17 protein-coding genes and 1 pseudogene are annotated in these 18630 nt (G+C 63.0%); 4 read left to right on the plus strand and 14 right to left on the minus strand.

Annotated features, from left to right (window positions below):
* Nucleotides 1–16: 16 nt before the first annotated feature.
* Genes PGC08_RS01965 through PGC08_RS01975 form a run of 3 tightly spaced genes read right to left on the minus strand, consistent with a single transcriptional unit; the run spans nucleotide 17 to nucleotide 3230 of the window.
* A complete protein-coding gene (locus PGC08_RS01965) occupies nucleotides 17–316 on the minus strand; it encodes an AtuA-related protein (protein WP_271709384.1) in 300 nt (99 codons plus the stop codon).
* On the minus strand, nucleotides 313–1710 hold the full coding sequence (locus tag PGC08_RS01970) for an acyclic terpene utilization AtuA family protein (protein ID WP_271709385.1): 1398 nt from the start codon (nucleotides 1708–1710) through the stop codon (nucleotides 313–315). The genes PGC08_RS01965 and PGC08_RS01970 overlap by 4 nt, the downstream gene beginning before the upstream one ends.
* Before the next feature lie 56 nt (nucleotides 1711–1766).
* Nucleotides 1767–3230, minus strand: coding sequence for a CitMHS family transporter (locus PGC08_RS01975; RefSeq protein WP_167854133.1), 1464 nt, complete (start codon nucleotides 3228–3230; stop codon nucleotides 1767–1769).
* A gap of 88 nt (nucleotides 3231–3318) precedes the next feature.
* On the opposite strand from PGC08_RS01975, the gene PGC08_RS01980 reads away from it, so the two are divergent.
* Complete coding sequence (locus PGC08_RS01980; RefSeq protein WP_096158062.1) at nucleotides 3319–4203, plus strand: LysR family transcriptional regulator; 885 nt, start codon at nucleotides 3319–3321, stop codon at nucleotides 4201–4203.
* Between the two features lie 15 nt (nucleotides 4204–4218).
* Here the strand turns inward: PGC08_RS01980 and PGC08_RS01985 are convergent, their stop codons facing one another.
* The 3 genes from PGC08_RS01985 to PGC08_RS01995 form a co-directional block, all read right to left on the minus strand.
* Nucleotides 4219–4938 carry an endo alpha-1,4 polygalactosaminidase gene (locus PGC08_RS01985; protein ID WP_271709386.1) on the minus strand — a complete coding sequence of 240 codons (720 nt, stop codon included), beginning with the start codon at nucleotides 4936–4938 and terminating at the stop codon, nucleotides 4219–4221.
* A 158-nt stretch (nucleotides 4939–5096) separates the two neighbouring features.
* A complete protein-coding gene (locus tag PGC08_RS01990; RefSeq protein WP_271709387.1) occupies nucleotides 5097–5477 on the minus strand; it encodes a VOC family protein in 381 nt (126 codons plus the stop codon).
* A gap of 360 nt (nucleotides 5478–5837) precedes the next feature.
* A complete protein-coding gene (locus PGC08_RS01995) occupies nucleotides 5838–7043 on the minus strand; it encodes a methyltransferase domain-containing protein (protein WP_271709388.1) in 1206 nt (401 codons plus the stop codon).
* A gap of 180 nt (nucleotides 7044–7223) precedes the next feature.
* Here PGC08_RS01995 and PGC08_RS02000 point away from each other — a divergent pair, with 180 nt between their 5' ends.
* On the plus strand, nucleotides 7224–7364 hold the full coding sequence (locus PGC08_RS02000; protein ID WP_271709389.1) for a hypothetical protein: 141 nt from the start codon (nucleotides 7224–7226) through the stop codon (nucleotides 7362–7364).
* On the plus strand, nucleotides 7364–7939 hold the full coding sequence (locus tag PGC08_RS02005; protein WP_271709390.1) for a sulfite exporter TauE/SafE family protein: 576 nt from the start codon (nucleotides 7364–7366) through the stop codon (nucleotides 7937–7939). Before PGC08_RS02000 ends, PGC08_RS02005 begins: the two co-directional genes overlap by 1 nt.
* Before the next feature lie 45 nt (nucleotides 7940–7984).
* On the opposite strand, the gene PGC08_RS02010 is transcribed toward PGC08_RS02005, so the two are convergent.
* The 4 genes from PGC08_RS02010 to PGC08_RS02025 all read right to left on the minus strand — a co-directional run bounded on the left by PGC08_RS02010 (nucleotide 7985) and on the right by PGC08_RS02025 (nucleotide 10602).
* Entirely contained in the window at nucleotides 7985–8518 is a 534-nt protein-coding gene (locus tag PGC08_RS02010; RefSeq protein ID WP_271709391.1) for a hypothetical protein, read from the minus strand.
* A gap of 94 nt (nucleotides 8519–8612) precedes the next feature.
* Nucleotides 8613–9395, minus strand: a complete 783-nt coding sequence (locus PGC08_RS02015; protein ID WP_009883539.1) for a class I SAM-dependent methyltransferase — start codon at nucleotides 9393–9395, stop codon at nucleotides 8613–8615.
* 164 nt (nucleotides 9396–9559) lie between these two features.
* A complete protein-coding gene (locus tag PGC08_RS02020; protein ID WP_009883540.1) occupies nucleotides 9560–9919 on the minus strand; it encodes a DoxX family protein in 360 nt (119 codons plus the stop codon).
* A gap of 32 nt (nucleotides 9920–9951) precedes the next feature.
* Entirely contained in the window at nucleotides 9952–10602 is a 651-nt protein-coding gene (locus tag PGC08_RS02025; RefSeq protein WP_009883541.1) for a TetR/AcrR family transcriptional regulator, read from the minus strand.
* A 116-nt stretch (nucleotides 10603–10718) separates the two neighbouring features.
* Between PGC08_RS02025 and PGC08_RS02030 the strand changes: the two genes are divergently transcribed.
* On the plus strand, nucleotides 10719–11978 hold the full coding sequence (locus PGC08_RS02030) for an Nramp family divalent metal transporter (protein WP_009883542.1): 1260 nt from the start codon (nucleotides 10719–10721) through the stop codon (nucleotides 11976–11978).
* Between the two features lie 52 nt (nucleotides 11979–12030).
* Here the strand turns inward: PGC08_RS02030 and PGC08_RS02035 are convergent, their stop codons facing one another.
* The 4 genes and pseudogenes from PGC08_RS02035 to PGC08_RS02055 all read right to left on the minus strand — a co-directional run bounded on the left by PGC08_RS02035 (nucleotide 12031) and on the right by PGC08_RS02055 (nucleotide 18539).
* Nucleotides 12031–13566: a lipase maturation factor family protein gene (locus PGC08_RS02035; RefSeq protein WP_271710091.1), complete on the minus strand. Its 1536-nt coding sequence runs from the start codon at nucleotides 13564–13566 to the stop codon at nucleotides 12031–12033.
* A gap of 246 nt (nucleotides 13567–13812) precedes the next feature.
* Nucleotides 13813–16049 (minus strand): annotated as a pseudogene (betT, locus tag PGC08_RS02040) (choline BCCT transporter BetT).
* A 211-nt stretch (nucleotides 16050–16260) separates the two neighbouring features.
* Complete coding sequence (locus PGC08_RS02050) at nucleotides 16261–17385, minus strand: hypothetical protein (protein ID WP_271709393.1); 1125 nt, start codon at nucleotides 17383–17385, stop codon at nucleotides 16261–16263.
* A 71-nt stretch (nucleotides 17386–17456) separates the two neighbouring features.
* Complete coding sequence (locus PGC08_RS02055; RefSeq protein WP_271709394.1) at nucleotides 17457–18539, minus strand: hypothetical protein; 1083 nt, start codon at nucleotides 18537–18539, stop codon at nucleotides 17457–17459.
* Nucleotides 18540–18630: the final 91 nt, after the last annotated feature.

An 18630-nucleotide genomic window follows, 5' to 3' on the forward strand; every position in this document is an offset into this window, starting at 1 on the left:
GGCTGAGGTAAACAGTTCAGATTTCGAGCGTGAGTAGGTGGTAGCTCATGGTCTTTCCGTGCCCGTCGAGGTTGGGAGAACCGGTGACTCCGCCGCCGAGCAGCCCGGTGAGTTCGAAGCTGAAGGAGTGCAGAGGCGGCAACTCACTGCGAGTGACAGCCTCCGCGTTGAGGCCGAAGTGGAGGGCAACGCGTTCAGCGCTGAGCTCCTGATCGAGGCGGCTATACGCGGACTGGTCATGGGCGATGACGCCGAGGATGAGGGTATCGCCCTTGTCTCCGGTGCGTACCGATGCGAGTTCGTCGATGGTGGTCATTCGTGTCCTCCCATTCGTCTGGCGGCCGGGCTTGTGTCCGTGAAGCCCCCGAGTACCGGTCCTTCCGCTGATTCGTCGACGAATTCGACGCTCAGCAACTCCTCGATGGTCTGTCGATCCACACTGCACGACTTGACCGAGACCACGCTGTGCACGGATTTCCGGGCACCTCCACCGCCGGCCGGGCCGTTGGTGTAAAGCGCCTCGACCTCATCACCGATGATCGCAGCCTCCTGCCGGGTCGCGGCGCTTCCGACGATGCGCAGACGCACCTCGGCGGGGTCATCGACCTTCACCAGACCGCGGAAAGCCGCGGCCATTCCGATGTATTCGACGAACACCGACTCGGGATCGACACCGTAGAGTTCCTCGAGTCTTTCGAGAACGATCGCCGCCGCCAACTCGGCACGTTCCTTCGACCGGAGTCCGGAATAGCTGATCTGTCCTTCTCCCTGCCACCCGGAGTCGTAGCCGAGCGTTACCTTGAGATCACTCGGCCCAGGAGATCCCGTCCCTCCGCTCACACGCACCTGGTCGTCGCCGACCTCTTCAAAGCTCACATGGGAGAAGTCGGCGATGACATCGGGGGTGATGTAGGCGCTGGGATCGGCGACCTCGTAAAGGAGCTGTTCGGTGCAGGTGCGGGTGGTGACTTCGCCGCCCGAACCCTCGAGTTTGCTCAGAAGAGCCTGCGCATCGGCATCGACATCGGCGAAGGGGAATCCGAGGCGAGCGAGACCGGTGACGGGCTTCGTCACCGGGTCGGCGAAGTAGCCGCCAGTCACCTGACCGGCGCATTCGAGCAGATGCCCGATGACCGTGGCACGACCGATGCGATCGGCATCGCCGTGGTCCCAGTCGAAGTAGTGAGCCAGGGCGCCAACATAGAGCGAGGGGTCTGCGACGCGACCGGTGATGACGATGTGTGCGCCGGAGTCCAGGGCTCGCCGAATCGGCTCGGCGCCCAGATAGGCATTGGCCGAAATCAGCTCACCGTCGGCGGCGGATGCTGGCTGCCCCGTTTCCCAGGTCAGCGGATCCTCATCATCGACGATGCCGAGGACGTCGTCCCCGGTGACATAGGCAACGGGCAGGTCGACGCCCAACTCTCGAACCGCCTCGGCGACGGCCTGAGCGGCAGCCCGCGGATTCGCGGCACCGCCGTTGGTCACGATGCGGGTGCCGTTGGCGAAGCAGTGGCCGGCCACTGACCGGATGCGTTCGACCAGGGTCGGGTCGAAACCGGTATTCGCAGTCTCCCGCTCGCGTCGCTGGGCAGCGGCGACAGTTCGCTCCCCGAGGAGTTCGAAGATGAGGAAGTCGAGCTTGCCGTGCTCGGCCAAGGCGATCGCAGGGTCGAGGCGATCCCCGGCGAATCCGGCTCCGGCTCCCACCCGCACATGGTGTGCAGGTTTGGGCGGCGACGAGAGCCCGGACTGGCTCAATAGGTTCAAGCTACCCACAGGGGAATCACTCCGATCACGATTGCGGCGATGAGCACGATGATACTGACCAGCCAGGCCCAGCCGATGAGGCCGAGGATGTGCTTGCCAATCGGGACGTTCGCCAACCCGACCAGCAGGTAGAACGACCCGGTCAGAGGGCTGATGGGGAACCCGAGTGTTTCCTGCCCGATGATAGAAGCCTGCGCGAGCATCACAGGCTCGATGCCGTAGTTCGATCCCACTGCAGACAGGACGGGCAGGACGCCGAAGTAGTAGGCATCGGGGCCGAAGAACAGGCTCATCGGCACACCCAGCACTGCGACGACGATGGGCAGGATCGGCATGATCCCGGCCGGCAGGACTTGGACCGCGGAGTCGGCCATCGACTCGATCATTCCGCTTTCATCGAGGACGCCGAGGAGGACGCCGGCGGCCAAGAGTGTACTGGCCATGAGCATGGCTGATTTGGCACTGATGTCGAACTGCCGGGACTGATTCTCCAGGCCGCGGAAGTTGATGATGAGCGCGAGGATCGTGGCCACGAGGAACGCAATGGCCGGTGAGACGATGCCCCACATCAGCACCACGAGAGTCGCGAGCAGGATCAGCCCGTTGACCCACAGCGGTATGTTGCGGTGGTCCTTTTCGACGACGGCGTCAGCCTTGCCAGCATCGGATGCTCCGTCGCCAGTGGCCGCAGAGCTGCCAGTCCCGCCCGAGGCAGTGCCGCGGGCGTTGGAATCCACCATCACCGAGGTGGTTCGTGAACCCCCGTCATCACCGCCGGAAGAACGCGCGGCCGAGTTGCCATCGTGAGTATGGACAGCCTCGGCGAATTCGGAGGGCTTTCCCTTGGCGATGCGTTTGGCCTCGCGGCCGCCGAGGAACCAGGCGACGCCGAGTGCGGCGATGACTCCGACGATCTGAGCGGGGATCAGAGGTGTCCACACCTCATTCGCCTCGACGCCGACGGTGGCCGCAGCACGAGCGGTCGGTCCGCCCCAGGGCAGCATGTTCATGGCGCCCGCGCCGAGACCCACACATGCTGTCAGCGTCAGGCGACTCATGCCCAGGCGCTGGTAGATCGGCAGCATGGCCGGAATGGTGATGAGGAACGTGGTCGCGCCCGCGCCATCCAGATGGGCGACGGCGGCCAGCAGCGTCGTTGCCAGCGCGACTGTCTTCGGTGACGAGCCGCCGAATCTGATGATCTTGTCGATGATCGGGTCAAAGAACCCGACATGGCGAAGGATGCCGAAGAAGACGATTGCGAACACGAACATCACGACGACACTGGCGACACTGGTGATGCCGGCCAACGCGAATTCGCTGACTTGGGACGGTGAGTTGCCTGCGATGAGAGCCGCGACGATCGGGACTCCAGCCAGCGCAACGATGGGTGAGACCTTCTGCATGAGCAGCAGAGCGAGGATCACCAGCATTGATACGTATCCAATGAGTGAAAGCACCTTTGATTCCTTTCTCAGAGATCAGCTTCTATGATCCAGGCTCATTGAGTGGCTCGTCCAATACCGATTCGCTCTACACTGATGACCTATGGTTATCAATCTGGCGATGTACCACCTGCGCACGATCGAGGCGCTGCACCGGCTGCGCAGCTTCACTCTCGCTGCCGAGGACATGCAGATCTCTCAGCCTGCCGTCAGCAGGGCGCTGGCCGAAGCCGAACGGCGCATCGGCGGCAGACTCTTCGACCGCAGCACACGCTCGGTCGTGCCGACTCGTCTGGGCGAGGAGGTCTCCGCCCATGCCTCCATGGCCGTCGCCACCTACGATGAGGCGCTCGAACGGATCTCTCGGCACATGAATGGTGATGACGGGGTAGTGCGGGTGGCATGCCTGCCCTCGGTGACGGCAACGCTGCTTCCCTCGGTGATCTCTGACTTCCGACGAGATCTGCCGCAGGTGGGTCTGAAGATCCATGACGAACCGCAGGAGAACGTGGCCGAGAAGATCCTCAACGGCACCGTCGATCTGGGAATTCTGGCTCTTGACTCAAGCATCCCGGCCGAGCTTGAAGTCGAAGGGGTTGCCTCAGACCGGTTGGTGGCGATCATGCCCGCTGGTCACCGACTCGCTCACCGGGACGAACTCGACTGGTCCGACTTCGCTCGTGAGAAATTCATCGGCTTCGACGCCGTGACCAGCATCGGACCCTTGGTCACCCACGCCTTCGCCAAACACGATGTGGACGTGGACATCGTGCAGACAGCGCGCAGCATCCCGGCTGTCGGCGGACTGGTTTCGGCGGGCCTGGGTGTCTCCGTCGTGCCGGAGATGGTCGTTCCATTGGTGAAGTTCGAGGGCATCGAAAGCGTACCGATCGCACCAGCCATCGAACGCACCCTAGTCGTCGTCCACCGCAAGCGCGGTCCCCTCCCAGCCGTCGTCGACCGGTTCCGCCAGAGCCTGCTGTCGTGACAAGTCGCGCGCCTTTCAACAGTGGCGAGCAATGTGCTTCGGGCTGTCGGCGACAGCGAGGTTGCGGTCGCGAAGTACGGCTGAGTCCGGTGTCTCTGGATCTTCACAGATCTCGCCCCAGTCGCGAGGGAGATTGTCGGTGTATTCGATGTCGATGACCGCCTGTCCGTAGACGCGACTGTATTCCCCGCACTCTCGGAAAGCAGAGCACTCTTCGGCGACGGCAAAGTCGAAGCCGACCTCGTCGTGCAGGGTGCGGGAAAATTCTGCGGCGTTCTTCTGTCCGACGGCGAGTCCGAGGCGGTGAGAGAGTTCCACGTAGTTGCTCGCGAGAGCCGCATTGTCGTCGATGTCGATTGCCTTCTGCGAGCGAGTGAACGAGTCGAAATTGTCGAATTCGATGGCATCGAAGCCTGCCTCTGCGCACTCGCGTATCCACGGACTGACAGTGTCGAAGACCCTCTCACGTTTGTCACCGGTCGACGTGTCGATCAGAACTTCATCAGGCCACTCGGGATCGACAAGCCGCTCGCGGCTTTTGGACAGCAGCAGATCAGAGTCCCAGAGCTCGAGTTCATCAGGCTGTGTCTGAAAGCCGTTGACGTAGCAGATCGAGTAGCGACTAGGGGCTGGTTCGTCTGACTTGTCGCGGGCAACGATGCTGACGTCCTCGGTCGGCTTGTACGCGCCGCCGAGTTGGTAGTCGGGGAGACCTCCGGCGGGCGGAAGCTCCACCGCATGCGCAGATGGCGTGCCGTCAGCGGAAGAGCTTCGGGGCGGATTCGACGCGCACGCTGAGAGCAAGGCTGCGACCAAGACTCCGATCACCAGGATTGAGCCTTTTAGCCGCATGAACCAGATCCTACACAGCCTGGCTCATCGAAGTCCGAGCCTTACAGGTATGGCTTCGTGATGAGCTCCAGGTACATGCCCGAAGGGTCCAGGAAGTACACGCCTCGACCGTCGTGCTCGGTGTTCGTCTCGTGCAGGCGCTTCCGTTGCGGATCTGCCCAGTAGTCGAGGCCGCGTTCGTCAAACAGTGCCACCGCTCTGTCGAAATGATCATCCGTGCAGATGAAGGCCATATGCACGGGCTGGATATCGACGGTCGGAGGGGGAGACGCGAACTGCAGCATCACGCCGTCGTCGAGCATGATGTTGGAGAAGAGTCCCCACGACTGAGTGTGCTCGACCTCGAGGATGTCGACATAGAACTGAGCCGATTCCACCGGATCGGCGGCGGCGATGATGGTGTGATTGAAGATTGCTGACATGGTGTCCTTTCGAAAAGTGGATTCTGTGCGGGAGAACTTCTCGAAAGGGGTGGACCGCGAACTCTGCGCTCGCGTCCACTGCGGCTCAACGGTCGACCGGGTTACCGATCCGTGAGCGGCTGAAAGCCTGTCCGGTCATGGTCCAAAGTTTAATCGACTCGATGGTCAGCTGCCTATATGTAAGGGATACAGGGTTCTCTGGATTCAGCCGCTCTCAGGGCATGAAAGCTCGAAACGGTTGGTAAGTTCTGCTCGATGCAGGCGACTGGATCAAACAGAACTTACCAACCGTTTCGCCTCGTCTGACGTGTGTGAGGATCGTCTGAGGCCAGAAGGTACGCGCGCTATGCGCAGGCGCCCTCACCGCCGCCGCAGCACCACAGCCACCTCGAGATGCTTCGTATGAGGGAACATGTCGAAGACCCGAGCTTGGCTGACCGTATAGCTCGGCATCTGGTCGAGGTCCTTGGCCAGGGTGAGCGGATTGCAGCTCGAATACACAATGTGCTCGATCCCGGAATCCTCGAGCGCCGTCGACAGCCTGGCCCCGATTCCTCGCCGAGGTGGGTTGACGATCACGCAATCCGGTCGTTCACCGCTGGCCAAGTTCGCCTCGGCGAACTCCGTGGCGTCGTCGGCGATGAACTCGACCGTGGCGCCGGACTGGGAGTCGAAGCCGAGCTCGACGGCACTGATCTTCGCGGATTCGATGGCCTGCTCGCTCAGCTCCACACCGGTGACCCTGCGCGAAGTCTGCTGACCAGACTCCTTCGCGCAGTACAACGCGAACCCGCCCACGCCGCAGTAGAGGTCCCACAGCGAAGCCGGGGCAATCTCGTCGACCCACGCGGCGACTTGGTTGTAGAGACCGATCGCCACATCAGTGTTGGTCTGGAAGAAGGACTGCGGACGCAGGTGCAGGTCGACTCGGTCGAGGTTCATGCGCAGAGAGTCACCGAGCAGCATCTCTTCCCGACTGCCTTCGAGTACCGCCTTGTGCTCCGGCAGCAGATTCACCGAGATGACTGTCGCCGTCGGGAGCAGCGCCCTGAGTTCCTGGCCCCTGGACTGCAGCACGTCGAGGCCGTGCTGGGAGCGGACGACGAACCGGGTCATGAGGTCACCCGAGGGAGCCGCGGTGATGTGGACGAACTTCAGCTCACCTCGGCGAGCCTTTACGTCATAGGGCGCCAGCCCGGTGCCGTTGAGGAAGTGCGCGATCGTCGGGATGACCGCGCGGATCTGCGGGGCTTGGATTCCGCACTCGCGCAGATCGACGCCGTGGAAGTCCTGATCCAGGATTCCCAGGGTGACAGAGCCAGCCGAACCTCCCACGGCCAGCTTGGCCCGGTTGCGGAAATCGCGGTCGAGACCGACCGCGGCAGGCAACCAGGCATCGGGGGAGTGGCCGGCCAGCACCTCGGCGCACCAGGCTTCCTTGTCCGCCACCTGATCGCGGTGGGGTGTCTCGATGAACGTGCAGGAGCGGCACAGTCCCGCGTTGAAATAGTGACAGTCCAAGTGCCCGTGAGCCGCCGAGGTGGGGGTGAGGGGCAATGATGTCATGACCCCATTTTACGGGGTTCAGCGGAAAGCAAATGGCGACAACAGCGCGATAGTGTTGACCTTGAAGTTCGGCAGGGTCGGCGAAGCCCCTGAGATGAGGAAGGACGTGATGGCTCAGCTGCGTGCTCCGCTCCTAACTCCGGTGCTTCGCGTCGACAAGCAACTCGATGAGGATCGACGATGACGATCATCACTTTCAGCATCGTCGCCATCACCGTGCTGATCTCTGCTTTCGTGCAAGGCTCCACGGGCATGGGCTTTGCGATGGTCGCGGCCCCAGTCGTGAGCATCATTGACCCGAGCCTCATCTCATCCCCGTGATGTTGCTCGTGTTGATGATCCCGCTGAACTTCTACATCGCGGCCCGGGAGCGCTCCGAAATCCACTGGTATGGGGTGAAATGGATCAGCGTGGGTCGCTTCGCTGGGACCTTCTTCGGTCTGTGGATTCTCGTCATCGTCAACCTCCACCAACTTGCCTTGCTCATCGGCTGGTCGACTCTGGTGGCCGCTGTTATCGCACTCCTCGCCCCGAAGTTCACCCCGAACAAGCCGGTGTTGGCCATAGTCGGTCTCATTACCGGCGTCACAGAAACCTCGACCGGCGTCGGCGGACCACCCTACGCCTTGGCCTACCAGCACAGCCCGGGCCCGGAGCTGCGCTCGACGGTCGCAGTGTGCTTCCTCGTCGGGGAAGTCATCTCCCTCATCGTCCTCGCGATCAGCGGTCAGGTACATGGGCCGGCGATGCTGTTCACCGCGGCCATGTTGCCCTTTTTGGCCCTCGGTTCGTTTCTCAGCAAGTACGTCCACCATCGACTCGATGGACCGGTGCTGCGCTATATCGTCCTCGGCTTCGCAATCATCTCGGGCACCATCGTTATCGTCCAGGCATGAACGATGGTCTGTCGGACGAAGCCGAGCCTGAACTGCCCCGCGGCGTCAGGCGAAGGTGAAGCTGAGGATCATGAAGAACCCGAAGGAGATGAAGGGAGCCAGGACCGCGATGGCGATGGCAACGACGCCCTGAGTCCTGGCGCGGCTGGTAGCAGCTGCGACAATGCCCATGATGAGGCCTGTGATTCCGAGTGCGGCACACAGAACCTGCAGTCCGGCGAATGCGATCGCGAGGTTCTGATACCAGCTGGGGGCGTCGGTGAAGTAGTAGCCGCCTGTGTTCTCCATCGGGCCGATGGTGATGCCGAGAATGATCGAGACGAGCAGGGACAGCCCCGCGGCGATGATGGTGAGGACAAGGGCGAGCTTGCCGAGCAGCGGTCGGTTCGTACCTGCGGGAGACGTCCCGTCATGGTCGGTCTCAGCGTTGAGTGAGGCAGGTGTTTGGCCGACGACGCTGCCGTGACTGTGACTGGCACCGTGCACGTGATTTCCCAGTCCCAACGCTGCGGTAGAGGGCTGCTGCGCTGCCAACTCATCATCGGTGGGCTGGGGATACATGAAGTCCGGCGAGGTCATGTCTTCGACACTATCGACGCCGACTCCTGCCCGCCCATGCGGCTTCCCTGTACCCGGGGTCGGGAAAACCTGACCATCTGCTGGGGCTGGAGGGCTACCGTTGGGCGGCGATGCGGAAGCGTTTCTGCGTCACCTCGATCGGGGTTCTGCGGGTCGCGAGCCGATCGAGGGCGACGAGGTTGTCGGCCACCGTGAACCCCGGGACGTCCCAGGGGATATAGGCGAGGTACTCGATGATCGCCTCGACGTCGGCGAATTCCATCATGCCGGTCCACTCATCGGCGTCGGTGATGGTGAAACCCTGGGCCTCGAGTTCCTCGAGGCAGGGTCCGAGCTGGTTCTCCGGCGCTTCGGGCCGACCGCCGAACCAGAGGCGGAATTCGCCGGCTTCCGTGCCGTCGACCTGCTGGGTGAGGAAGCGCCCGTCGGGTGCGATGACACGGGCGAGCTCCGCCGGGTCATAGCTCTCATGCCGGTTCATCACGAGGGTGAAGTAGTCGTCGGGCCATGGCATAGGCTGTCCGGTCTCGCTGTCGTACTCACGTACCTCGATGCCGTATTTTTCCAGCGCCGAGGTGGCCAACTCCAGGTTCGGCTTCCATCCTTCAGTGGCATGAACCGAGGATCTGCGGCTGATGAAGCCTCCAACGGTGCTGACGCTTTTGACGAGTCTGCTCAGGCGCTCGCCTCCGCCGGTTCCCATGTCGAGGCACGGCTGCAGACGTGCCATCGCCTTGGCGCACGTGAGATCAAAATCCCAGGGCGGATCATCGGCGACGAGGCGGGAGCCGAGGGCGCCGAAGTCCCACCCGGTCATCACCGCAGTCTCGTGGATCCACTGCCATCGGGCGTATCGGTCCTCTGCAGATTCGGCCACGCTGCCAATCCTTCCGTCACGGTGCCGTCCTCTCGGCCCTGACTCCACTATGAAATCTCCGGGATGGGAAAACAAGCAACCGGGCACGCAGGGCTGAAAATGATCGGAAACTGCAACAGCTCAGGCGCGGATACTCCGGACGACAGCGCGGACCAGACGCCACCTCAGACGAGGAAGCAGAACACGAGGACGAGGACGTTGAGCACGAGCATCCCCAGGCAGTTGAGCCAGAAGTCGCGGCCGATGTATCCCGCGCGCAGATGGGCCCCGGCGGCGGTGAGGAAGTAGACGATGAGGCCGACGATCGCGGCCAGGCCGACTCCTGGAATCCAGAAGCCTGCGATCAGTCCCGCCACGGCGAGGAACTTCACCACCGCCAGCACCCACCACCAGTCACGGGGAAGTCCAACTCCGTCCAAACAGTCGGCGATGACCTTCGGCGGCCAGAAGGTCAGGAGTCCGTCGACGCCGACGATGAAAGCCATCACCGCCACCGGCCACCAGGGATCGGGGAGCAGGGTCATGGTGAATCATCTCCGTGAATCGGGGCGCAGTCTCATACGGGCCTGCGCAGCTGGGTGTGGAAGGCGATGCTCTGCGAGAGCGCATCGGTGGCCTCGTGCAGACTCATATCGCTGGCCGCCCACCGAAACAGGATGCCCAGATAGGAGTCGTAGAGTGCAACGGCACTGGCCTGGGAATATGCTTCGCTGATCCCGATCGAGATCAGACTCGAGGACAGCTTGTCCTGCAGGTCGGTCGCCAGGGTCTCGAACACCTGAGGTTTGCCGGCCACGCGCATCAGCGCGGCCGCATAGTCCCGGGATAGGTCCTCGTGAGCGGCGAAGAATTCGAGGAAGGGCAGGAAGATCCCCACGAGGTGATTCTGCACCGCCGAGGTGGCCGCTGGTTTGGCGCCGCCCCGTGCAGGAGGTGCCTCCTCGGTGATGGCGCGGGCTCGCGCTGGGAGGGTGTAGGTCCCGGATTGGAGCTGTCCGATCCATCGGTCGTAACAGCGGACGAGGAGGACATCCTTGTCACCGGCGGCCATCACTCTGCCCACGGACACCTCGGCGTGTTTGGCGATGCCTCTGACCGTCGTGGCCTTGTAGCCGAGCTCGAGGAAGAGGTCGGCGGCGGCGGAGATGATCTTCTCCTCGGTTCTCAGGCGACGACTGGTACGTGAGTGAACATGTTCAGTGGACATAGTCGGATCATAGGCCTTTCCGTGTTCAGTTACCAGGGCGGTCTCCCAGATTGCTCGTCAATTGAAGTGGGGTGCGCAGTGTTGCCCGCGAGTGAAAGTTAATGTACCTTAACTTTATGACCGTCGATCCGCCCAGCTCCGGCACCTCCGTCACTGCTGCACGCCCGAAGAAGGTCTCGACGTTCTTCCTGCTGGGGCCGGCCTTCGTCGCGGCAATCGCATACGTCGATCCCGGCAACGTCGCCGCGAACCTCAGCGCCGGCGCCCAGTACGGGTATCTGCTCGTGTGGGTCCTCGTCGCGGCCAACCTCATCGCCGTGCTCGTCCAATACCTGTCCTCGAAGCTCGGACTCGTTTCCGGGCAGTCACTGCCCGGGCTCCTCGGGAACAGGCTCAGCCGTCGGTCTCGACTGGCGTACTGGGCGCAGGCGGAGGTCGTGGCCATCGCCACCGACGTCGCCGAGGTGATCGGCGGCGCCATCGCTCTGAAGATCCTCTTCGATCTGCCGCTGTTATTGGGCGGCCTCATCGTCGGCGTCGTGTCCCTGTTCCTGCTCTCGATCCAGTCCACCCGCGGTCAGCGCCCCTTCGAAACGGTGATCATCACCCTGCTCGCAATCATCGCCATTGGCTTTCTAGCAGGCCTGTTCGTCGGCGATGTGAAGTGGGGACAAGCGGCAGGTGGAATCGTGCCCAGACTCGAAGGCACGAACTCGGTGGTTCTGGCAGCCAGCATGCTGGGCGCGACCGTGATGCCCCACGCGATCTACCTGCATTCGGCGCTGTCCGTCGACCGTCACGGCACCGCCCCGCGAGCCTCGATTCCTCAGCTGCTCAAGGCCAGCCGCTGGGATGTGGTGCTCTCCCTCGTCATCGCCGGCTCGGTCAATATCGCGATGCTGCTCCTGGCAGCGGCCTCACTGCGCGGCCAGAGCGGAACCGACACGATCGAGGGTGCGCACGCGGTCGTGACGGCCAACCTCGGCGAGATCGTGGGCCTGTTCTTCGGTATCGGACTGCTCGCCTCCGGCCTGGCGTCGAGTGCTGTCGGATCCTACGCGGGGGCATCGATCATGCAGGGACTGCTGCGAGTCAACGTCCCGATCGTGTGGCAGCGTGCGGTGACGATGATTCCCGCGCTCATCATTCTCAGCCTCGGCGTGGACCCGACCTGGTCGCTCGTCCTCAGCCAAGTCGTGCTCAGCCTCGGCATCCCTTTCGCCATGATTCCCCTGGTCAGGCTGACGATGAACCGGAGCGTGATGGGTCAGTACGCGAACTCACGGATCATCACGATCGTCGCGATCCTGGCCTCGGGGCTCATCATCGCCCTCAACGTCGTCCTCATCGTGCTCTTGGCACTCGGCATCGACTGAGGTCAGCCCGCGCAGGCAGTTGAACTCGGGCAGGCAGGCGAGCCTGTCGGTTTCACCCGTCCCGCAGGTCCGTGGGCTCGACCATGGTTCGAGGCTTCGACCTCACCCACCACGGCCGAGGTTGGCCTTCCTCCCGTGCCCTCCGTCGTTCCTGACCGGTGGCGTAGCGGTAGGTGAAGACTCGTACCCGGAGGAGGGCCGGTGCCTGACCGTCGAAGGGGTCGGGGCCCAGCTGCGTGCGGATCTGCGAGTCCCCGTTCCCGATGCGCTCGAGCAGCGCATAGAACCAGGACTGCCGGTAGTCGCCGAGGGCCGCGAACCACATCAGCCAGTCCAGGCGCAGATGATAAGGCGCAACAATGGGGGAGCGACGATGCACATCCCCGGGCTTGCCCTTGAACACATAGGGGCGCCACTCGCCTGAGTCCATGGTCGCATTCGGGTCGAGGGTGCCCTCGATGATGATCTCATCACGGAACTCGGTCATCGAGCCGAAGGCGCCGTAGGCGTTGCCGAGTCCCCACCGGTTGAAGCTGGCATTCATCTTCTGACGTGACGAGAACAGGTTGCGCAGGGCGGGGACGTTGAGCACGCACTGCCAGATGACGAAGACTGCGATGAGGATCGCCCACCACAGGGGAAGGACGTTAGCCGACCCGAACTCAGCGTTCGACGTCGACGACCCGGCCACCTCGGCGAGGGACCCGATCGGCCAGCCCCATCCGGGCCAGGGCCCACCGACGATCCAGGCGAGGAACGAGTCGCTGATCCCGGCGAAGGCGAGCAGGATCGTCGCCCAGTTCAGCCAGGCATAGTTGCCGGTGATGACCAGCGCCAGCTGCGTAATGATGATGGCGGCGGCCGCGAACGAGGCGATGGGCTGAGGGAGGAAGAGCAGCCACGGTGCGATGAGCTGGACGACATGGCTGCCCAGCGTCTCCCCACGATGCCACCACCCGGGCATGAGGTGGGCGCGGCGGCTGAGTGGGCCCGGCATCGGCTGGGTCTGATGGTGGTAGTCCATGGCGGTGAGATCCCGCCAGGAGCTGTCCCCACGCATCTTGATCATGCCCGCCCCGAACTCGATGCGGACGACGAACCAGCGGAGGAAGAGGATCATCAGCAGTGAGGGGGCCACCTCGTGGGAGCCGAGGAATCCGATGAGGAACCCGGCCTCGAGCAGGAGTGATTCCCAGCCGAAGCCGTAGAAGCGCTGCCCGATGCTTGAGATCGAGAAGTAGAGCCACCACATGAGTCCGAACACGGGGATCGTGGCCCACGCTGGACCGGCTTGGGGGAGGCCGATGACGACGGTCATGGCCGCGAGCATGCCGACTCCGCACACGATGCGCAGTCGGCGGTCGGTGTAGGCGAAGCGCTTCCACCGGAACAGGCTCGGCGCCTGAGCGGAGGTGGTGGCCGCGATGAATCGTGGTGCCGGGGTCAGCCCGTGCTCACCGAGGAGAGTGGGAAACTGGTTCCAGGCGCTGAGGAAGGCGATGAAGAACAGGGCAGCGAAGCCGCGTTGGATGACCTCTCTGGCGATCGTGTAGTCACCGGCGGCCAAGAATGACAGCACCGCGGTCATGTCCACGGTGATCACCTCCCGGTTCTCGCGTCCGCGTGAGTCTCCTCGGGCCCACGCCGTTCCCTGTTCTGACTATGGTGCCCGGAGCGAGATCGCGCAATACCCCGAAGTGGCGCACAAACTCGAAGCGGCGCACAAACTCGAAGTGGCGCAACACTGCGATGAATGCGCCGAGGCTGCCCCCGGTTTCGGGGACAGCCTCGGTTCACGTTCGGCTATGTTCGCAGCCGGCTGCGGTTCAGCGCATCAGCGGGGATCGTCTGCCGGTTCCGGCTCGACTTCCTCCACGTCATCGGGTGACTCGGGCACAGCCGGAACCGAATCCGTGGCAGGGGGAGTCGGCGGGGTCACGACCGACTGGTACGAGTGCTCGTGCGAGTAGGCGAGGAACGACAGGTGGTTCTCGTAGCGGTCGAGGACGTCGTCGATGATCTGCTGCCCACTCAGGCCCATGAGGTCATAGCCCTCGGAGCCGGTCTGGGTGAAGACCTCGATCCGGTAGTACACGTCATCGCCGCGCGGGGCATTGCGTGCACCGAACGAGGGAACGTTGTGTTCGACGGCGGCGACCTGATAGTGGAAGTTTCGCTGTTCGTCCATGTCGACGATGAGCGTGAACTCCGTGATTCCCGATTCTGGGCCCGTCTGCTGAGTCAGCTCGACGGTGTAATCGAGTTCGCGGAACTCGGCGGCCACGGCTTCCAGCGCGGGTTCGACCACTTCGTTGACGAACCTGTCGACGGACTTCTTCGACGGGTAGGAGCGCAGAGTCGCCAGGCGCTGACGCCAGGTCTTCTCCGGAGTCCTGCCACCGTGGGCGGCCGTGGTCCGTCGCTTGCGGGTCCGGCCCTCTCGTTCGGCTCGCTCCATGCGCAGCACCTTCGAGAAGGAGGCCATGACGAGGTAGGCGATGACCGTCACCGGCAAGGCGAAGATCAGGGTCGCGTACTCCATCGTCGTCACCCCTCCCGCGACGAGCATGGCGATGGTCAGCACGGCAGTGACGACTGCCCAGAAGATCCGCAGCCATTTCGCGCCGTCTTCTTCGGGGTTGGGGATCGTCGACGAGAAGTTCGACATCACCATCGCGCCGGAGTTGGCACTTGTGAGGTAGAAGAGCAGACCTGAAAGCGTGGCCAGGCCGATGAGGAAGGTTGAGCCCGGGAACATGTCGAGGAGGGCATACCACCCCTGCTCGGGAGAGTCGATGGCCTGCTGTGCGAAGTCGTCATTGCCGCTGAAGACCTCGGACAGGGCGGAGTTGCCGAAGATCGAGACGATGATGAAGTCGCAGAGCACCGGTGCCGTGATGGCCGCGATGACGAACTCACGCAGGGTGCGTCCGCGGGAGATGCGGGCCAAGAACAGTCCGACGAAGGGACCCCAGGCCAGCCAGAACGCCCAGAAGAACAGAGTCCAGGCACCCATCCAGGCGGACCCGTCGTCGACATAGGCAAACGTGGACAGTGTGCGCTCGGGCAGGGTGAAGATGAAGCGCCCGATGTTCTCGACCAAGGCATTAAGAAGGAACGCCGTCTTGCCGGTGACGAGGATGTAGAACATCATTGCCGCACAGGCCCAGAGGTTGAGCTCGGAGATCAAGCGGATGCCCTTGTCCACACCGGAGGTGCAGGCAGCGATCGTCATGACGACGGCGACGAGGACGAGGGCGATTTGGAGGGCGAGGCCCTGCGGAAGACCGAAGAGTTCGGAGAAGCCGACGTTGAGCAGGACGACGCCGATGCCCATCGAGGTGGCCACGCCGAAGACAGTGCCGACGAGGGCGAAGATGTCGATGACGTCACCGGTGGCACCGCGCACGCGCTTACCCAGCAGCGGGTAGAGAACGCGCGGATCGACAGGGGCATGCCCCAACGGTAGGCGAAGTAACCCATGGCCATGCCCAGCAGTGAGTACATCGACCAGCCGGCGATGCCGTAGTGGAACATGGTCCACACGACGGCGTCCTGCGCGGCGGCGGCCGATTCGGGATCGGCGTTGACCGGCTGGAGGAACTGGGTGATCGGTCCGGTCACCGAGTAGAAGAGCATGTCGATGCCCACGCCCGCGGCGAAGAGCATCGCAACCCAAGTGAAGAGGTTGTACTGGGGGCGGGAATGGTCCGGTCCCAGACGCACGGAGCCTTCCTTAGACAGGGCGACCCAGAGGACGAAGGCGATGACGACGGTGACCGTCAGTACGTAGTACCAGCCGAGGTTCGTCGCGATCCAGTCGACGATCGACTTCATCGTGGTCTGTGCGAAGTCGGGCATGAGCATCGCCCAGATCGAGAAGCCGAGGATCACCGCCGAGGAGATGATGAAGACCTTCCAATTGACCCGAGATCCCCGCTCGTCCGTGAGTTCCGCGGGGCCGCGGCTCATCTCCGTGCTGGAGATCGGAGGGCGCTTCTCAGGGTCGATGTCTCGGCTTGGCCTGTCGGTTCCGCCGAAGCGCTCACGCTCGACGATCGGCCGTTTCATCTTCTCGTCGTTGGGATCCTGCACGCATTACCTCCGGTCGGAAAATCTGGACTGACCCGCATTGGGCACCGATCTATCTTAGGCTCTCGGTGTTTTGCCAGAGAATCCGCCCCCTGTTTTCAGGGTGCGGTCGTTACGGTTCGGTGCGCCGTGTCGGTGCGCCGTGTCGGTATGCAGCGGAGGCGAGGAAGGGGCTGTGACGGCCTGGTGTTCAGCTGCGGATCTGCCCGGTTTGTGCGAGCCGGGTGACCGCCTCGGCGAATTCGCGGGAGTGCTCGGGATCACCGCCGATGACCTGCATGTCCTGGCGGTCACGGAAGTGGGCAGTTGTCATCAGGTCCCGGCCCACACGTCGCGAACTGGCTCCCGTCAGTTGGCTGGGGCTGGCCTGATCGAGGACCGAGGTCCGGTCGGATCCGAGGATCGAGGCGCGGACGAATCTCTGATCTGTGGCGATGAGGAGCTGAGATTGCGGGCTTCGTTCGCTGTTGAAATGCATGAGCACTCTCTCACCGTCTCGGAGCATGTCGAACGGCGGCTGACCTGGGGCAGGTCGATGATGATGGTCGGATCCGGACTTTGTCGAACGCTGTGTTTCCTGAGTGCTCGGCCTGGGACGGTTCGCGTCGATGCGAGCAACCCGGGCGACGGCCCAGGCGCGGACTCCGATGACGGTGATCAGGGTCAACGGCAGGGCGATTGCGGCCATGGTCAATGTCGATTCGGTCGGCTGTTTCGGGAGGTCTGTGAAGCCGAGGCCGATTACGAGGGCGAGGATGGCCATGATGACCCCCGACAGGATGGTGAGACCGAACAGGTCACGGTTGAACGCCTCGCAGATGGAGGCGAATGTGAATCCGATATTGGTGCTGGCCCAGCACAGGAGGAAGACGGTGAGGGCAGACGCTGGCGACGTCGAGTAGTCGCCCCACACGGTTTCCGGACTTCCCGGGAATTTGGCGAACGAGTGCCAGATGAATATCGAGGCTGCGCAGAAGGCAGCGAAGATCGGTCCGACTGAGAGAACCTTGTACCAGGGTTGCCGGATGAAGCCGGTGAACGAATCTGGCTTCTTGGAATCGTGCGGGTCTGTGTCCGCACGGGCTTTCTTCGGCGTATCGTCCTCGACGAAGCAGAGGATCGCGATCACGTGAATGGCGCCGAGAACCATGAAGCCCCCCGAAGCGGCAGTGGTCGGATCGGCGTCGTCGAGGCCAGGGGGACGCGCTCGAGGATTGATCCCGGCATTGATCATGAAGAAGACCGCCGTCGCGATGCCCGCGAGCCCGATCGCGTAGACCACCGTCGTTCTGAAATCATGTCGTCTGCGCCTCATACCGCAATTCTTACAGGTGCGCACTTCGCCCGCATCCGGAAGGTGTTCCAGATTCGCACCGTTCGCTGCGGTCAGCCGCGAACCTTGCCGGTACGTGCGAGCCGGGCGACGGATACGGCGAAGGCCCGGGACTGTGCGGGGTCTCCACCGACGACGCGCATGTCCGAACGGTCGTGAAAGTGCGCAGTCGTCATCAGGTCGTGTCCCACGCGCTGTGAGGTGACTCCCGACAGTTGCCCGGGCTCGGTCTGATCGAGGATGAAGGTCCTGTCAGATCCGAGGATCGAGGCGCGGACGATCCTCTGGTTCGTGACGATGAGGAGCTGGGGTTCCGGTGTGCGCTCACTCTTGAAGTGCATAAGCAGCTTTTCGCCGCGGCGGAGCATATCGAACGGTGGCCCACCAGGGTAGGGAGTTCCCTGAGCTGTGGGATCGATGCCGTCCCACCGAGGTTGCAGATGCTGCAGTTGGCGATGATCGGCGGCGTCCCAGCGAGCTACTCGAACTTTCGCCCACGCACGGGCCCCGACTAGGGCGAATAGGCTCACAGGGAATGCGATGACACTGCTAATCAGAGCACTGCTGGTCGATTGGGCCGGAAGGAACAGGAAGCCGACGGTGATTCCGAGGCCGACGAAGGCCATGGCGACGAGGATCGTGACGAAGAGTGCGAACAGGTCGCGATGGAATGCCTCGGCGCAGGAGGCAAATGTGAAACCGATGTTGACGGCACTCCAGCAGGAGAGGAAGACGATGAGGGCAGGCGACGGCGAGGATCCGTAGTCTCCCCAGACTGTTCCTGACTCTCCCGGGACGGCGGCGATCGCATGCCAGATGAAGATCGAGGTTGCGGCGAAGACCGCGAAGACCGGTCCCACAGAGAACACCCGATACCCCGCCTGCCGGATGAAGCCCGTGGCCGAATCGGGGATTGTGAGTTCGGCCCAGCCTCCATCCGCGGCGATAGCATCATCGTCGGTGAAGAAGTAGATGGCAATGGAGTGGACGAGGCCGAGGATTCCGAACCCCACGATAGCCGCGTACTTGGGGTCGATGTTTCCGTCGTTGACCATCAGAAGATCGATACCGGCGTTGATCGTGGAGAAGGCGATCAGCGCGAGGACAGTGAGTACGACGCCGTAGACCACTGTCATGAAGAATTTGTGTGTTCTTAACCTCATGCTCTGCAGTCTTACAGCTGCGGTCGTCGCAGACGATGCAGGAATGTTCCAGATCTGTGTCGCG

Source organism: Brevibacterium sp. BDJS002, from assembly GCF_028201555.1.
GTDB classification, from domain to species: domain Bacteria; phylum Actinomycetota; class Actinomycetes; order Actinomycetales; family Brevibacteriaceae; genus Brevibacterium; species Brevibacterium aurantiacum.

Coding starts and splice junctions, on each gene's coding strand:
- PGC08_RS01965 (WP_271709384.1), bottom strand. CDS start 316: ATGACCACCATCGACGAACTCGCATCGGTACGCACCGGAGACAAGGGC.
- PGC08_RS01980 (WP_096158062.1), top strand. CDS start 3,319: ATGGTTATCAATCTGGCGATGTACCACCTGCGCACGATCGAGGCGCTG.
- PGC08_RS01990 (WP_271709387.1), bottom strand. CDS start 5,477: ATGTCAGCAATCTTCAATCACACCATCATCGCCGCCGCCGATCCGGTG.
- PGC08_RS01995 (WP_271709388.1), bottom strand. CDS start 7,043: ATGACATCATTGCCCCTCACCCCCACCTCGGCGGCTCACGGGCACTTG.
- PGC08_RS02000 (WP_271709389.1), top strand. CDS start 7,224: ATGACGATCATCACTTTCAGCATCGTCGCCATCACCGTGCTGATCTCT.
- PGC08_RS02005 (WP_271709390.1), top strand. CDS start 7,364: ATGTTGCTCGTGTTGATGATCCCGCTGAACTTCTACATCGCGGCCCGG.
- PGC08_RS02010 (WP_271709391.1), bottom strand. CDS start 8,518: ATGACCTCGCCGGACTTCATGTATCCCCAGCCCACCGATGATGAGTTG.
- PGC08_RS02020 (WP_009883540.1), bottom strand. CDS start 9,919: ATGACCCTGCTCCCCGATCCCTGGTGGCCGGTGGCGGTGATGGCTTTC.
- PGC08_RS02025 (WP_009883541.1), bottom strand. CDS start 10,602: ATGTCCACTGAACATGTTCACTCACGTACCAGTCGTCGCCTGAGAACC.
- PGC08_RS02030 (WP_009883542.1), top strand. CDS start 10,719: ATGACCGTCGATCCGCCCAGCTCCGGCACCTCCGTCACTGCTGCACGC.
- PGC08_RS02035 (WP_271710091.1), bottom strand. CDS start 13,566: ATGACCGCGGTGCTGTCATTCTTGGCCGCCGGTGACTACACGATCGCC.
- PGC08_RS02050 (WP_271709393.1), bottom strand. CDS start 17,385: ATGAGGCGCAGACGACATGATTTCAGAACGACGGTGGTCTACGCGATC.
- PGC08_RS02055 (WP_271709394.1), bottom strand. CDS start 18,539: ATGACAGTGGTCTACGGCGTCGTACTCACTGTCCTCGCGCTGATCGCC.